General features: G+C 74.5%; 11 protein-coding genes. 4 read left to right on the forward strand and 7 right to left on the reverse strand.

What is annotated here, in order from left to right; genetic code table 11:
- The 3 genes from nrdD to AC1DUQ_RS12600 all read left to right on the forward strand — a co-directional run.
- Positions 1-1,794, forward strand: a 1,794-nt coding sequence (nrdD, locus tag AC1DUQ_RS12590) for an anaerobic ribonucleoside-triphosphate reductase (protein ID WP_477073892.1), incomplete at its 5' end; no start/stop codon positions are given.
- 2 nt (positions 1,795-1,796) lie between these two features.
- Positions 1,797-2,414, forward strand: coding sequence for an anaerobic ribonucleoside-triphosphate reductase activating protein (gene nrdG, locus AC1DUQ_RS12595; protein WP_477060835.1), 618 nt, complete (start codon positions 1,797-1,799; stop codon positions 2,412-2,414).
- Positions 2,415-2,478: 64 nt separating this feature from the next.
- A complete protein-coding gene (locus AC1DUQ_RS12600) occupies positions 2,479-3,099 on the forward strand; it encodes a hypothetical protein (RefSeq protein WP_477060836.1) in 621 nt (206 codons plus the stop codon).
- A gap of 40 nt (positions 3,100-3,139) precedes the next feature.
- On the opposite strand, the gene AC1DUQ_RS12605 is transcribed toward AC1DUQ_RS12600, so the two are convergent.
- The 3 genes from AC1DUQ_RS12605 to AC1DUQ_RS12615 are packed head-to-tail and all read right to left on the reverse strand — an operon-like array spanning position 3,140 to position 5,264.
- The gene (locus tag AC1DUQ_RS12605; protein ID WP_477060837.1) at positions 3,140-3,763 is read right to left on the reverse strand and encodes an FMN-binding negative transcriptional regulator; all 624 of its coding nucleotides are present in this window, start codon (positions 3,761-3,763) and stop codon (positions 3,140-3,142) included.
- A gap of 24 nt (positions 3,764-3,787) precedes the next feature.
- Entirely contained in the window at positions 3,788-4,663 is an 876-nt protein-coding gene (locus tag AC1DUQ_RS12610; RefSeq protein WP_477060838.1) for an RNA polymerase sigma-70 factor, read from the reverse strand.
- Positions 4,664-4,673: 10 nt separating this feature from the next.
- The gene (locus AC1DUQ_RS12615) at positions 4,674-5,264 is read right to left on the reverse strand and encodes a carboxymuconolactone decarboxylase family protein (protein ID WP_477060839.1); all 591 of its coding nucleotides are present in this window, start codon (positions 5,262-5,264) and stop codon (positions 4,674-4,676) included.
- Between the two features lie 159 nt (positions 5,265-5,423).
- On the opposite strand from AC1DUQ_RS12615, the gene AC1DUQ_RS12620 reads away from it, so the two are divergent.
- On the forward strand, positions 5,424-8,582 hold the full coding sequence (locus AC1DUQ_RS12620) for an eCIS core domain-containing protein (RefSeq protein ID WP_477073893.1): 3,159 nt from the start codon (positions 5,424-5,426) through the stop codon (positions 8,580-8,582).
- A gap of 43 nt (positions 8,583-8,625) precedes the next feature.
- Here the strand turns inward: AC1DUQ_RS12620 and AC1DUQ_RS12625 are convergent, their stop codons facing one another.
- The 4 genes from AC1DUQ_RS12625 to AC1DUQ_RS12640 all read right to left on the reverse strand — a co-directional run.
- Positions 8,626-11,235, reverse strand: a complete 2,610-nt coding sequence (locus AC1DUQ_RS12625; protein ID WP_477060841.1) for a DUF6519 domain-containing protein — start codon at positions 11,233-11,235, stop codon at positions 8,626-8,628.
- Position 11,236: 1 nt separating this feature from the next.
- On the reverse strand, positions 11,237-13,333 hold the full coding sequence (locus tag AC1DUQ_RS12630) for a phage tail protein (RefSeq protein ID WP_477073894.1): 2,097 nt from the start codon (positions 13,331-13,333) through the stop codon (positions 11,237-11,239).
- Positions 13,330-15,750 carry a baseplate J/gp47 family protein gene (locus AC1DUQ_RS12635; protein WP_477073895.1) on the reverse strand — a complete coding sequence of 807 codons (2,421 nt, stop codon included), beginning with the start codon at positions 15,748-15,750 and terminating at the stop codon, positions 13,330-13,332. The genes AC1DUQ_RS12630 and AC1DUQ_RS12635 overlap by 4 nt, the downstream gene beginning before the upstream one ends.
- Positions 15,747-16,180, reverse strand: a 434-nt coding sequence (locus tag AC1DUQ_RS12640) for a hypothetical protein (RefSeq protein ID WP_477073896.1), incomplete at its 5' end; no start/stop codon positions are given. The genes AC1DUQ_RS12640 and AC1DUQ_RS12635, both read right to left, overlap by 4 nt.

The raw sequence follows: 16,180 nt of genomic DNA on the forward strand, positions 1-16,180 counted from the left end.
ACAAGGGACTCCGACGTCTTCAACACCCAGCGCGACCTGACGGCCGGCGCCGTCGGCAAGGCGATCGGGCTGCGGATGCTGCCGCCGCACGTGGCGAACGCCCACCAGAAGGGCGACCTGCACTACCACGACCTGGACTACCACCCGTACGCGCCGATGACGAACTGCACGTTGATCGACTTCAAGACGATGCTCTCGGGCGGCTTCCGGATCGGCAACGCGCAGGTCGACCCGCCCCGCTCCATCCAGACCGCGACCGCACAGATCACGCAGATCATCGCGAACGTCTCGTCCAGCCAGTACGGCGGCTGCTCGGTCAACCGGATCGACGAGCTGCTCGCTCCGTACGCCGAGCAGAACTTCGCCAAGCACCTCACGGATGCCGACAGGTGGATCGAGGACGAGGCGCGCCGACGCGAGTACGCACTGGAGAAGACTCGCAAGGACATCTTCGACGCGATGCAGTCGCTCGAGTACGAGATCAACACCCTGTTCACGTCGAACGGCCAGACGCCGTTCACGTCGGTCGGGTTCGGCCTCGGCGAGGGCTGGTTCGAGCGCGAGATCCAGCGGGCCATCCTCCAGATCCGCATCATCGGCCTGGGCGCCGAGCGGCGCACCGCGATCTTCCCCAAGCTCATCTTCACGCTGCGTCGCGGAGTCAACCTGGCTCCGACGGACCCGAACTACGACATCAAGCAGCTGGCGGTCGAGTGCGCCACCAAGCGCATGTATCCCGACATCCTCAGCTACGACAAGATCGTCGAGATCACCGGCAGCTTCAAGGTCCCGATGGGCTGCCGCTCGTTCCTGCAGGGCTGGTCGGACGAGACCGGTGCCGACGTCGTCGAGGGGCGCATGAACCTCGGAGTCGTCACCCTGAACATCCCCCGCATCGCGCTCGAGACCCGTGGCGACACGGCCGCGTTCTGGGCCCTGCTCGACCAGCGTCTGGCGACCGTGCGCGACGCTCTGCTGTACCGGATCGAACGCTGCAAGCAGGCCATCCCCGCGAACGCCCCGATCCTGTACGTGCACGGCGCGTTCGGTCAGCGCCTCGCGCCCGACCAGGACGTCGACGCGCTGTTCCGCGGCGGCCGCGCGACCGTGTCCCTGGGGTACATCGGGCTGTACGAGGCTGCCGCCGCCTTCTTCGGCGGCGCATGGGAGTCGAACCCCCAGGCGAAGGAGTTCACGCTCGAGATCCTGCGCACGCTGGGCGCCCACGCGAAGTCGTGGACCGCGACGCACGGTTACCAGTTCAGCGTGTACTCGACCCCGAGCGAGTCCCTGACCGACCGGTTCGCCCGGCTCGACAAGGCGAAGTTCGGGCCGGTCGCGGACATCACCGACAAGGACTACTACACGAACTCGTTCCACTACGACGTGCGCAAGGCGCCGACCCCGTTCGAGAAGCTCGACTTCGAGGCCGCGTACGCGCAGCACACGTCGGGCGGCTTCATCCACTACTGCGAGTACCCGGTGCTGCAGCAGAACCCGAAGGCGCTCGAGGCTGTCTGGGACTACGCCTACGACCGTGTCGGGTACCTCGGCACGAACACGCCCATCGACCACTGCCTCGAGTGCGACTTCAGCGGAGACTTCCTCCCGACGGAGCGCGGCTTCCGCTGCCCGGCCTGCGGCAACGAGGACCCTCGTACGTGCGACGTGGTCAAGCGCACGTGCGGCTACCTCGGCAACCCGCAGCAGCGCCCCATGGTCCGCGGGCGGCACGTCGAGATCTCCTCGCGGGTCAAGCACATGGACGACGACGATTCCCGGGTGGCGCACTGACCATGGCCAGAACTCCGCGGCCAGGGCAGTGGCGGTCGGACCTGCTGAGCCAGGACCGCGTTGCCGACTACAAGCCGTTCGTCATGGTCGACGGCGAAGGGGTCCGCTGCAGCCTGTATACCAGCGGATGCCCGTTCGCGTGCGTCGGCTGCTTCAACGAGGCCGCGTGGAGCTTCCGGTCCGGGCAGGTGTTCGACGAGCTGCTCGCCGACCGGATCGCGGACGACCTCGCCCATGAGGCCGTGCAGGGTCTGTCTCTGCTCGGCGGGGAGCCGTTCCTGAACACCGACGTGTGCCTCCGGGTGGTACGCCGGCTGCGCCGCGAGCACGGCCGGGCCAAGGACGTGTGGTGCTGGACGGGGTACACGTTCGAGGAGCTGCTCGGCGAAGCCGACGCGGGCCAGGACGACAAGGCTGCGCTGCTGGCCGAGCTCGACGTCCTGGTCGACGGCCGGTTCGAGATCACGCAGAAGGACCTCACGCTCGCATTCCGCGGATCCCGCAACCAGCGGGTCCTGGACGTGCCGCAGTCCTTGGTGCAGCGGCGCGCCGTCCACCGGGAGGGGCTGGCCGACGGCGCAGTCCTCGCCCCGGTGGTCGAACGCCGAGCGATGATCTGAGTCGCGCCGGTTCCACGGCGGTGGCAACCCGGCGGGCCGCGCGCCAGCGCGCCAAGATGGCCGCGTGATCCTCTACGCGCAGACCCCGGGGCGCCGTGCCCGCCAGATCGTCAGCGACCTGCTCGTCGTCTGCTGGGTGGTCCTCTGGGTGCGGGCCGGGCTGTGGGTGCACGCGGTGGTCGGTCGGCTCGGTGCTCCCGGGCGGACGCTCGAGGCCGCCGGGTCGTCGCTGTCGGACAGCCTGACCTCGGCCGGGGACACCGTCGCGCGCGTCCCGCTGATCGGCGACGACGCGCAGGCCCCGTTCACCGCGGCGGGTGGCGCCGCGGACTCGATCGCACGGGCCGGTGTCGAGGTCCAGGACGGGGCCGACCAGCTCGCGCTGCTGCTCGGGCTCACGATCGCCGCGGTCCCGGTCCTGCTCGTCGTGACGCTCTGGCTCGTCTCCCGCATCCGGTTCGTCAGCCGTGCACGGGCGGCCACGAGCATCCTCGACTCGGCCGCGGACCTCGACCTCTTCGCCCTGCGGGCGCTCGCGACCCAGCCGGTCCGCGCGCTCGCCCGCGTGAGCGACGACCCGGCGGACGCGTGGCGGCGTGGGGATGCCGAGGTCGTGCGTGCGCTGGCGTCGCTCGAGCTGGGCGCGCTCGGCCTGCGAGCACCCGCGGAGGCGACGGCGTCCTAGCCACCAGCTTCCGGCGTGGGATCAACCCCTGCGACGGCGCTCAGTCGCGGCTGTCCAGCGCTCGACGCATCTCGGCCGCCAGGGCGGCGTGCAGGTCGAACGGATGCCGGTCCAGCTCGTCCGCCACCGCGGCCACCACCTCGGGTGCCTTGTTCTGGCTCAGCTTGCGCAGCATGCGGACGCCGCGCACGTGCAGCCGGAGCCCGACCGTTCCCCGCGCCACCGCGCGGGCGGACTCGTCGTAGGCGGGCAGGAGCCGCGCGCCCTCGTCGGCCCCCTCGAAGTGCTCGACCAGGCGGCAGAGCACGGCGTAGTTCTCCTCCGGCGACAGCACCTCGGGCCGGCACGTGAGGTGCGCGGTGACGTGGTTCCACGTGGGGACGAACTGGCCCTCCGGGTACCACCGGGTGGAGACGTACCCGTGCGGGCCCTGCAGGATCACCAGGACGTCCGAGCCGTCGAGCCGGTGGTTCTTCTCGTCCGGCCGACCGAGGTGGGTGACCAGTGCGAGCTCGTCGTCGCCGGTCTGGTCCCACAGGACCGGGTAGTGACTCGCGGACAGTCCCGACTCCGTCGAGGTGACGAGGGCCGCCCAGGGGTACTCCTCGACCAGCCGCCGGAGCTCGGAGCGGTCGGTCGAGGTGAACGCCGGGTTCTGGAGCACGTGCCGATGATGGCACGGCGCCCGTCACCGGCCGAGGGAGGTCTCCTCGTCGAGCCGGCCGAGCTTGTCGGGGTTCGCGACCGAGTAGACGTGCGTCACGCGCCCGTCGGCGACCGTGACGCCGGCGACGCCGACGAGGTGCCCGTCCAGCTCCATCCGGACGGCGGGCTGCCCGTTCACCCAGGTCAGCGAGGCGCGCAGCGCGCCACCCGCCTTCGACATCCCTCCGACGAGGTAACGCGCGAGCCGGTCGGCCCCGACGATCGGCCGCCGGGCCGCGCCGCGAACCTTCCCGCCGCCGTCGGCGACCGCGACGACGTCGGGCGCGAGGACGTCCATGAGCCCCTGGAGGTCGCCGGTGTTGAGCGCCGTGACCAGCTGCCCCACGACGTGCTCGTGCTCGGAGCGGACGACGCGCACCCGGGGCCGTCGTGCGGCGACGTGGCCCTTGGCCCGGTGCGCGATCTGCCGGACCGCCGCAGGGGTCTTGTCGACGACCTCGGCGATCTTGTCGTATGGCACGTCGAAGACCTCACGCAGCACGAACACCACGCGCTCGGACGGTCCCAGCGTCTCCAGCACGGTGAGCATCGCGAGGGACAGGCTCTCCGCGAGCTCGACATCGTCCGCCACGTCGGGGCTCGTCAGCAGAGGCTCGGGCAGCCACTCGCCGACGTAGTCCTCGCGGCGGCGGGCCACCGTCCGGAGGTGGTTCAGGGCCTGCCGCGTCACCACCTGGACGAGGTAGGCGCGGGGCTCGCGGACGTCCGAGCGATCCACCGACGCCCACCGGAGCCAGGACTCCTGCAGCACGTCCTCGGCGTCTCCGGCCGAGCCCAGCAGCTGGTACGCGACCGTGAACAGCAGGTTCCGGTGCACCACGAAGGGGTCGCTGGCCACGTGCGCGAGCCTACGGCGCGCCCTGGACGGAGGACCGGACGCCGAGCGGCGGCAGCCCGCACGCCGCCGCGAACTCCTCCGAGTGGATGCCRAGCGCGAGGTTCATCCGCGCCGACATGTTCATGAACGCCACTCGCGCGGCGAGCTCGACGAGCGCCGCGGGACCGAGCTCGGCCAGCAGGGCGTCCGAGAGCTCGTCGGTGACGGCGGGCGGTGTCAGGCTCGCTGCCTCCGCATACTCCATCACCCTGCGCTCCCGCGGGCTGAACAGGGACGACTCCCGCCAGCGGGGCACCTCCCGGACCTTCGCCTCGTCGAGCCCGTGGTTGTGCGCGAGGAAGTAGTTGAAGTCGAGGCAGAAGGTGCAGCCGACCGTCGCGGCGGCGGCCATGGCCGCGTACGACGCGAGGTCCCGGTCGAGCTCGCGCCAGCCCTCGACCTTGCGCCCGACGCCCATGGTGTCCTTCAGCACCCGCTGGTGGTGCCACAGCACTCCCAAGGAGTCGGGCACCTGACCCAGCATCTTGCGGGCGGCGAGCTTCACGACCGCACCGTAGGCGCCGGTGATCTCGGTCGGGGGGACACGGTTCTGGGGGGTCATGGCTGCTCCTTGGTCGATGGTTCGACATGGAGACACCGACCGGTGCGTGCGTGTGACACCCCGCCTCGGTTCGCCGCCCCCGCTCGTCGGCGGAACCCCTGACCGTTGTGCCGCGACCTGTGCAGCGGGACGATGGGTCGGGACAGGACGGAGCTCTCCGTGGCCTACTCGCACGCAGTCGCGACGCCGGAGCCGAGCACCGCGCGCGACGCCCGGCAGCCGTCGCACGAGCGTGAGACCTCCCCGACACCCCACCGCCGGCACGGGCAGGAGCACGAGCTCGACCGGTTCGCCGCCCGCGCCGTCTCCGGGCCCGGCCGACCGGTCGACCCGACGGCCCGCGCACGCGTCGAACGGGCGACAGGCGCCGACCTCTCCGCAGTCCGGCTGCACACCGGTCCGCTCGTGCGCGTCGCCGCTCGCGCGGCCGGCGCCTCGGCCTTCACGCTCGGTGACGACGTGGCCGTCGCCGTCGGGCCGGGGCAGGAGGTGCCGCAGCGGCTTCTCACGCACGAGCTGGTCCATGCCGCCCAGCAGGCGCGACCGGGTGCCGCGACGCCGACGCAGGCGGAGCACCAGGCCCGCGGGTTCGACGCCGGCACCGCGGCGCCCGGAGCGCTCCTGGGGACGGGTGCGGCCTACGTGGCCCACGCGGCGACGGACTGGCTCCAGTCGACCCCCGACGTCCGCGCCTACGGCTACAGCGAGCTGCTCGACGAGCTCAACGCGGTCGACGAGTGGCTGGGTCGCCAGGTCGAGAGCTCCCCCGAGGACGACCGGATGCGCGAGGCGAAGGAGGCGATCACCGCCGAGCTGCGCCGGCGTCAGGGCGCGATGCAGGCGCCGGACCGGCCACGGCCGCGCGGCAGGCGAGGACGCGGGCGAGCGGGCGCCGCACCCGACCAGCTGCCGGCGCAGACCGAGATGCCCCGCGTGCTGCGGGAGCAGACGAGCACGCAGCTGACCGATCCCGCGGAGATCCGCGCCGAGGTGGACCGGATCTMGTCGTGGTTGCAGCGCCCCGACCTGACGCGCGCGGACCGGTCGATCCTGCGGCAGGAGCTCGCCACCCTGGCGCCCGGCCTGGCGGCGGACCTCGCGGGCGCCAGCGCGGAGCGGCGTCAGGCACGGCTGACCCAGGCTCTCTCGCCGTCGTCGGCGGGGGGCCGCACGGGCCTGCTGACGAACCTCGCGATGATCGACTCGATCCGGCCGTACCAGGAGCAGCCGGGGATGGCGTACGTCATGCAGGGCGGGGAGCTCATCGTCTTCCCGCAGGAGACCGCGGACCGGGTGCGGGCGCAGGCGCTCGCCGCGCTCACGGAGGCCGCGCGGCAGGCGCGCCAGCTCAACGAGAGCAGCCAGTTCCGCATGGGCGAGCACATGCGGCTCAACTACGAGGATCAGCCCTACGTCGGGTTCGTGGTGAGCCTGGTGAGCGGCGAGGACCCGGTGGACGTCCAGTCCCGCATGCTGGATCCGCTCTCCGACTCGAACATCGCGCTGAGCCGGATGCGTTCCGCGCAGGAGCGAGGCTCGCTCGAGGCGATGGGCGACGCCGTCCTGACCGCCGTGGAGAAGGCCGACGAGGCCCAACGCATCGTGCTGGCCGGCATCGACCGTGCCGTGGCTGCGGCCGGCACGGTCGTGCAGGGTCTGACGATCACCCGCAACCTCTCCGCGGCGATCGCCCTGTCGATCCTCGCCATCGTCGCGGCGCCCGTGGTGGCCGCGGGGGTCGCGGGGACGGGCGCGACGGGCCTGCTCGCGACGGGCCTGACGGCGGTCGGCACGAGCGGGGTCGTCGGGGCCGGCGGGTTCGGCATGGGTTTCGTCGGCGGCGCCGGGGGTGAGCTCGCGGCGGGGCGCAGCGTCGAGCAGTCCCTGGGCACCGGGCTGGACGAGGGCATCCGCGTCGGCAAGCAGGGTGCGGCGATCGGGCTCGGCGGCGGTGCCTCCTTCGGCCTCGCGCGCAACCTCGGACTGGGCGCGGAGGGTCTGTCGGTCGGGCAGAACCTGTGGCGGGGAGCGGTCTCCCAAGGCGTGGGGGGCGGACTGGGCGGCACCGCGAGCGGCCTGCTGCAGGAGCCGCCGGAGGGCCGGACCCGCTCCGAGATGGCTCTCCAGGGCGGGCTGACCGGGCTCGGGCTCGGCGCCTTCGGCGGGGGCACCGGTGCCGTCGCCCGGACGCTCGGCTCGCCCGCGGCCCAGTACGCGCTGGGCGTCGGCGCGCCCACGCTCGCGGCGGGCGGCGTCCGGTACCTCGAGACGGGGGACTGGTCGCAGGCCGCCCAGTCGAGCGCGGTGGCCCTGGCCGTGGGCAGCGCGGGTCGCCTGCAGGCCAGCGAGCGGGCCGCGGCCCCCCGCGACGCCCGCGGCTACACCCCCGGCKAGGCACGCGCGTTCGAGTTCGGGCGGTCGGCGATGCAGACGGGGCGCGCGTACGCGATGGCGGGGGCGATGGGGCTCGCCAACGCGTCGCCGGCGTTCCGGATGGCAGAGACCGGAGGCTCGTACAGCCTGAGCGACCCGCGCACCGGGGCAGGCTCCGTCTCGTCGAGCACGGTCCAGCCGCCGGTGCAGCAGGCGCCGGTCCCGGCAGCCACCACCACGGCGCCCACGACGACCGCACCCACGACGACGGCAGCGACGACGGCGCCCACGACGACGGCACCGACGACGACGGCGCCCACGACGACCCCGCCGGTCGCGACCCCCGTCGCCACCACCGCGCAGACCCCGGTCGCGCCCGTCGCCGTGTCGCAGGCGGCGTCCGCCGTCGCGTCGCAGCAGGTGGGCACCACGGCGCAGAGCGAGACCAGCTTCGCGGGCGTGAACCAGGCGACGGCTCCGTCGACGCCGCTGCGGTCGGCGCCCGTGGCCGCGCTCGAGGCCAGCCAGATCCCGGGTGTGCGCACCATGGCGGGAACCCACTCGTCGTCACCGCGCGTCCGCGCCGCCGCGGGTGTCACCGGAGCCGACTTCGAGTCGGCCCACGTCCTCGCCCAGACCATCGGGGCGGCGATCAACGCGGTACGGCCCGGCGCCTACAGCCCGGGACGCGCGCTCGCGATCCTGCTGCGCCCGCCGGTGCACAGCGCGTACGACCAGGGCTGGATCCCCCAGTGGAACCAGCGGGTCGCCACGGGGCAGCGCACGACGCTCGGGGATGCCCGTGACCTGCTGCGCAACGCCATCAACGGGATCCCGAACAACGTGATGACGCCGCAGGAGAGGGGCGACCTCTGGTTCGCGCTCGACACCGAGATCAACGCCCTCGGGCTCCCACTGAACCTCGTGCTCTTCGGCGGACCCTGACATGAGCGAAGGGCGCCCGAAGACTCCACGCTAGACCCGGGCCTCACGGCACGCAACGCTCCGTCGTCACGGACGGCGGCACGTCGAACGCCTGGAACCCGTCGAGGTTCAGCACGTCGCTGACGTGCCGCAGCAGGCGGTTGCGGCCGGGTCCAACGTCCGTGACCAGCACGCCGGTCCGGAAGTCACCGGTGAGGTCCAGGCCGCGGACCAGGAGGAACGCGCCGAGCTCGCCCCAGACGCGCACGGCATCGACCGCCGACCCGTCGGTCGACCCTCCGGTCCTGGTCAGCGCCGCGTGGTTGTCCACCATCGTGAGGCTGTCGACGTTGCCCACGTAGATCGCGTGGCGCTGCCGGGTCCAGAACCACGGCACCCGGCAGACGACGTTGTTGCCGCTCACCACCACGCGCTCGGCGACGAGCCGGTCCCGGCCCGGTGCCTTCAGCCCCACGTGGATGCCCTGCACCGCCCCGATCACCGCGTTGCGCTCGATCGTCACGAGGTCCGCGCGCGAGCCGCCAACCACGATGCCCTGGCCGATCGCCCGGACGTCCTTGACGGCGGCGGCGAGGAAGCGGCCGGCCGCGGTGCCGACAGCCACCTCGTGGCCCTCGGTCAGCGTCGCGACCGTGAAGCGCGTGAGCGCCTCGCGCACGGAACGTTCGCGCACGAGCCGTCCGGTCGTCGTCCGCTTCGCCCACTCCGCAGCGACCCGCCGCACGTCCGCCGCGCCGGTCGCGCGCAGCTCGCGCCCGTCCGGCAGGGCGATGACGCGACCCGAACCCCCACCCGCAGCACCCGTCGTCGGGTCCGGCCGGCCCACCTCGTCGTCGATGACGAGGTGGCGCGCGACGAACCGTCCGAGCTCGCGGGCGACCAGGCGGTGGACGGAGTCGTTCGGCGGTCGCGTGGACGCCGAGAGCACCACGTCGTTGTCGACGACCGTCGAGCGCTGGGCGGAGGCGATGAGCACGCCGACCTGCTGGTCGCCGATCTCGAGACGGTTGCCCCGGATCTCCACCGAGCCGGGATCCCCCAGGTGACCCTCCTCCGTGCCGGGCGCGACGTAGATGCCGGACTGCGCGCGCGCACGACCGTCGGGACAGTGGACCTGGCAGTCGTGGACCCGGATGCGGTCGCCGCCCAGGAACGTCAGCGCGCCCAGCAGGTGCTCCTGGCCCGGAGGTGACTCGCGCGGCAGCGCGGACTCGACACGGAGGCGGGAGACCTCCACGTCGCGGCAGTCGCTCGCGACGAGGACCGCCTCGTGCCGCCGGGCGACGAGCACCGTCGCCGGTCCGACCCCCTCGACGACGATGCGCCGCTTGCCGGTCACGGTCAGGGGTGCGCGCAGCGGGTACGTGCCCGCTGCGAGGCACAGCTTGCCGCCGTCGTCGGGCAGCGCGTCGAGCGCAGCCTGCAGGTCGTCGCCGGGAAAGGCCACGACCGTGCACGTGCCGCAGCGGAGGTCGACGAGGGAAGGGAAGGTGCGCCGGCAGTCCACGAGCACCGTCATCGAGTCGAGGTCGACGACCGCGAGGGGTGCGCACGCGTGCACCGCGCCGTCGGGGGCGGCTGCCGTCCGCGTCTCCACCGCGTCGGAGGCGCTGCCACGGACCCGGCTGCCCCACCAGTCGCCGGGGAGGTACGTGCCGGGGTGCGCGGTGAACGCGATGCCGACGTCGGCGCCGCCGAGGGTGGCGGTCACCCCGCCGGCCGCGCCGACCACCTGGCCGTCCCAGCGGCGCAAGCACGTTCCGGGGAGGGTGCCGGTGACCGGGCTCGCGGTCGCGAGAGTGACGCGATCGCCGCCCGCGCCCGGCGTCACCACCGAGACCACGTGGAGGGCTCCGTGGTCACGCCGGTCGGCGCGCCGGTCGAGCGTCGACACCTCCACGAGGTCACCCGGTCGGAACGCGACCGCAGGTGACGGGACCAGGGTCACCGCCGTGCCGGCCACCGTGGCGGCGACGGCGTCGCCACCGTCCGCGAACGACCAGGCGAACCGTGCCGTGCTCTCCGTGCCGCCGTCGATCACCTCGATCCGCAGGAGGCCGTCCGGGAGCTTGCTGCGCGGGTCGTCCGGAGGTGCGCACGGGTCCGCGCTGGCCGGCGCGGACGTGCGGGTGACGTCGAGCGTGCCCGTGCTGAGCGGGGCGGGCAGGGGCGCGGACCCGCACTCGGGTGACGTCGTCGGGACCGCACGGACGCGCCAGCCGACGCGCGTCCGGGTGGTCGTGTCCACGCCGTCGAGCGCCGGGTCGAGCAGCGACTCGTCCTCCGCCGCCTGGACCTCCTCGACGAACGCGTCGAGGTACAGGATCGCCAGCCCCGTCGCGGGCAGGGCCGGGATGTTGGGCTGCCCGGCGTACGGCAGCTCGGCGTCGTTGCGCGCCGCGAGCCCGTCGACCCACATCACCCCGGGCTGGATCCGCAGCCGGCCGCCGACGACGTCGACCCGGAACGCGCTGCTCCCGCGCGGCACGCCGGCGAAGCCGATGGCGTCGCGCGCGAGCCGTCGTGCGTCGCGGGCCGACCCGTCGAGGCTGAGGTTCCAGTCGGTGTCCAGCAGGACGCGGCCCTGCTGCATCCGTGCGGAGGTCCACCGGTCCGCGGACCGTAGCGGCACGCTCGTGAAGTCGCCGGTCATGTCAGTCCTCCGGGTGCGCGAGGCTCAGGTGCGGGTGCACCGTCATCGGGGTCGTCTCGTGCAGCCGCTGGCCCAGACGCAGGGCGAGCGGTCCACGACGTGCGTGGTGGTAGGCGCCGATCTCGCCGCCGTCGCTCGCGCCCGTGAGGAGCGCGTGCGGTGGCCCGTCCCGGACCGACCCCGGGCTGCCGAGCACGGGCGCCCAGTACCCGGCCGAGTCGAGGCCCAGCCCGCCCATCCGCGGGAGCGGCCCCGTCAGGCAGCGGTAGCCCGGCGGGTGCGACTGCGGCTCGTCGACCGGGCCGAGGTGGCAGTGCCGCACGCACCCGGTCGACGTCACCGTCGACCGCAGCGCGGCGGTGAAGAGGCAGTCCGTGACCCAGACCTGACCCGCGCCCACCGGGCCGACGAACGTCACGCCCGTGGCGACGAGGTCGGGCGGGAAGCGGTCGGCGGGCGCCAGCGCAGGCCGACCGGGGGTGCCTCCCGGGGCGCCACCGCAGGGCATGCTCGCCGCGCCGAACCCGTCGACCACGCAGTCGACGAGCTCGATCGGGAACGCCGACAGGTCCGCGCGGACGGGTCCCAGCAGGCAGCGGCTGGCGGTGAGCCGTGTCGTCCACGCGGTCGGGTCGAGCACGACGGCTCCGCCCGACGTCGTGTCGAGAGTGAGCCCGACGAGGTCGACCGCCGCCATCGTGGGGCCCACGCGCAGGTCACCGTCGAGGAAGAAGCCCGAGAGCTCCACCTCGACGCCGGTGAGCCGCAGGTCGAGGTCGCCCACGACCACGGGCGTGGCGCCGACGGGCGCGACGACCCGCCACCGCCGCCGCGCCGGCGCGCCCGTGACGGGGGCTGCCGGGGCCGCGAGCCGGTCGCTGGTCAGCAGGCGGATCTCCACCTGCGGTGCGTCCGGCTCGCTCGTGGAGACCGTCGCCGCCGTCGCGGTGGCGAACGCCGCGGCGAGCGTCGCGACCACCGTCTGCCCGGGCGGGTGCGGCCCGCCCGAGGGGTCGACGACGACCACCACGCCGACGTCGTCGCGCAGCTGTGCCGTGCTCGCCGCGGGCCCCAGGCGTCCAGGGACCGCGCGGTAGAACGTGGCTCGCAGGGTGCCCGTCACGTCGGCCGCGGGGACGACGACGCCGCGCGCGGGGTCCACGAGCACCTGCCCGGCCAGGGGCGCGGGGGCGCCGACGGCGGGCAGCCCCGTGAGGCCGATCCGGGACCACGGCAGCGGGGTGCCGTCGACGGTCAGGCGCAGGAGCGCGGGCCCGCCGGCGTCGTCGCGCGTGAGGGGATGGTCGACGCCGAGGGCCCACACGGGCCCGTAGCTCACGTCACCGAGGGCGTCGACGACCCGCCACGTCGCGCGCACGGGGAGCGCCCCCGCCTGCCGCGGGCCGCGTGGCTCCGGTGGCACGCCGGGCGGGCGCTCGTCCTCGGCGTCGCTGGCGATCTGCAGCGGGCGCGGGCGCAGGTACAGGGGTGCGGCGGCGCCCAGCGGGTGCAGCGCGAACCGTCCGCCACCGAGGGGGGCCACCTGCACGTCCTCGTAGCCCAGCACCTGCCACGGGTGCACCCGGGCGGTGACCGCGGCGGGGTGGTACGGCCCGCCCGGGGTCACCGACCGGCGTGCGGGGTCGAGGCCGGTGCCCAGCAGCAGGTGCTCGCCCCGGCGGAGGTCGAGCGACGCGGTGCGCAGCACGGGATGGCGCAGCTGCTGCGTCCACACCGTCGCCGTCCATCCCTCGACGACGCGGGTGGGCCAGCCGGTGACGACCTCGGCGAAGTCCTCGACCGACCCCGGTGTGCCCTTGCGACGCCGCAGGGCGGTCGCGTACGCGATCTCCCGGCGTGCGGCGTCGGGCGGCAGGCCGAGCAGGGCCGCGAGGTACGGCAGGGCCCACTCGGCCGCGCTGTCCGGCCACGCGTCGTCGAGCACCGAGTCGACGTCTGCCGCCAGGAGCAGCCACTGCTCCTCGAGGGCGGCGAGCAGCGCGAGCACCGGCGGCGTCGGGTCCTGGGGCGGCCACGGCTGGAGCGCTGCCGGCGGCAGCATCCGCAGGAACCGCGGGGACGGCAGGTCGGGGCTCACGCGACCACCACCCTCACGTCGCCGACGCTGAGCAGCTCGTAGCGCTGCGCGGGCGTGCGGGCGATCGCCGCCTCGGCCGCGGAGGGGGCGCGCACCCCCGGCGCGACGACGAGCGCCAGCACGCCGAGCACCCCGGGGACGGTGTGCACGACGGCCATCACGTCGCTGGCGTCGAGCGGGACGCCGAGCTCGCGCGGCTGCGGAGCCAGCGGCCCGGCCCGATCCGTCAGCACGGCCGCCACTGCGGCACGGACCGCCTCCCGCTCGCGGCGCGGGTCGACCGCGACCGTGATCGTGACGCGGACCGCGCTCGCGACCCCGGCGCAGACGCACAGGGCCACGGTCGTGTCGCGGCGCGCGTCGAGGTAGCCCGCCATGGACGCCAGCTCCGCCGCGAGCGGTGCGCGCACGCCCGTGGACGTCAGTCGCAGGGACGCCACGTGCAGGCCGACGCGCCGGCAGGGGCAGCCGGCGGGTCCGGCACCGCGCCACGCGGCCGCATGGCTGGTGCCGGGGACGGTCAGTGCCAGGTCGGCGAGATCGGTCATCGAGACCACCCGGTCGAGCGCGCGCACCCGGGCGGCCGCCCCGCGGCGCATGCGCAGCGGCTCCTCCTGGTCCGCGGCACCCGTCGTCCGGCCGACCCCGGCGACCTTGCGGACGCCCTTGACGCTGCCCAGCAGGGTGTCGATCCGGGTGGCGTCGAGCTCGCCGCCCAGGCCGCCCCCGACGCGCCACGTGCCTGCCACGTCGCCTCGCGGCAGGGCGCCCGCGACACCGTCGCCGAACTGCAGGACGAGCCGGCCGTCCGCGGCCAGCCGGGTGCTGAACACCTGCTCCCCCGGGCCGCGACCGTAAAGGCTGCCGACCTCGCTGAGCTCGACGCCGTCCACGCGGACGGACAGGCTGCTCGTCACCTCGCCCGAGGGCGCGACGTCACCCGTCACCGGGCCCGGGACCACGCTGGTGCCGCCGGTCGTGGTCAGCGGTCCGCGCGTCGTGGTGCCGTGGCGCACGGCGACCAGGTTGGYCGTGGCCTCGGCCGTCGCCGCGGTCCCCGTGAACGGCGTCCCCAGCACGAGGAGCATCCCGCCCTCGTCGGTGGGCGTGTCCTCGGCGTCGAGCGAGCACGACGCCAGCTCCCAGCCGGCAGAGGTGTGCACCGCCAGGCGCCCCGGGACCGCCGCGGGCCGCGGGTGGATCCGCAGCCGCCGCACGCCCGGGGCCAGGGGCGGCAGCTCGTGGTGCTGCGCGACGACGCGCGGGTCCACGAGCGCCACCTCGACGCTCGGGTTCCGCAGTGCCTCCGGCAGCTCCTGGGCCAGCGTCACGCGCCCCACCTGGTGCTTGGTCCCCGGAGCCACCGACCACGCGAGGACGTCGACGCCGCTCACGGTGGTCACGTGCGCACGCGAGGCGTTCCACACGACGATGCCCACGCCGGGCGTGACTGCGCTCGCGTCCACCACGAGCAGCTGCGTGGCGGTCACCGGGGCCGGCTCGCTGCCGTAGTCCACCGCTGCGGCGGCAGCGGCACCTGCCGTCGTCACGTACGAGAGCTTCTCGAGGCGGTGGGCCAGCGCGAGCGTCGCGCGCACCCGGTAGGCGGCGTACGTGGTGCCCGGAGCGGGTGCCAGGAGCGTGTCGAGCTGCCGGTCGGTGGTGAGCAGGCACGCCCCGAGGTCGTCCGTGCGCTTGGTGATCCGGACGGTCCCGCGGACGGTTCGCGTGGCGGTCGCGCCGCTGAGGACGACCCCGAGCCAGTGCAGCCACGCCCCCCACACGGTCGGCATCGCGACGTAGGTCGTGGGCCTCTCGGCGACGAGGAGCACGCGGTCGCCCGCCGAGTAGCCCGGGTCGGCGAGGAGCCGGAGCGCACGTCCGGGGGGCGCCTGCGGGCTCGGGACGGCGGTGACGGCCAGCTGCGCCCAGTCGGCGCGCAGCGCGGTGTCGGCGATCGTCTCGAACGTCTGGGCCTCGGTGGTGGCGGTGCCGGGTGCCTGGACGCGCGTGCCCGCCGGGACCGAGGGGCTCGCGCCCGCGTCGGTCGTGCAGCGCACCCAGCCGCGCGCCGCCACGCGCTGGGCGGGCCGGTAGCCCAGCAGGTCGGTGGTGCGGCGCAGGTCCGTCCAGTCCTGCGCCGTGCCGAGGTAGCGCTCCCCTGCGGTGAGCTCGGTGTGCGCGGCGACGGAGTCGGCGACGCGCGCCCACAGCTCCGCGACGAGGACGACCGCCGGGTCGCCGGCCACGTCCAGACGGGATCCGAGGGTGGGCCCCGTCCCGGTGTGCACCTCGGCGGTCGCCGCGAGCAGCGCGTCCCGCAGCTCGTCGCGGTCGGCGAGGCGCCGGCGCAGGCGGGAGAGGCCAGGGGGCGGGTCCGGCCGCGGGACCAGCGGACGGGGCTCGGGCGCACTCATCGTCCACCCTCGATGCTCAGCTCGATGCGCCCGCGGTCCGGCGCCGCGGGATCGTCGTCGCACACCGGGATCTCGGCCGGACCCATGACGAGGACCCCCTCGAGCGTGCCGGGTGGGTCGGAGAGCCGCCGGGCCTGCGTGACGCGCACCGCGTCGACGCCGGGCACCGCCGCGACCCGTGCCACGACCGCCGAGACGTGCAGCGCGGTGCCGAGCGCCAGCTGCTCCGGGTCGAAGACCGCGTCCGGGCGCCCCGGCCGCAGGGCCGCGAGGATCCGGACGCGTGCGGTCGCGGTGTCCGCCGACGGCGTCAGGCAGACCGTGAGGGCGACGAGCAGCCCGACCGGGGTCGCCGGGAGCGCGACGGTCTCGGTCCCCGCCATCCGGACCGCGTCCAGCACGCGCCCCACGGCGGCCGTCACGGCCGTGT

The sequence above is a fragment of the Cellulomonas sp. P4_B5_2 genome (genome assembly GCF_056402235.1).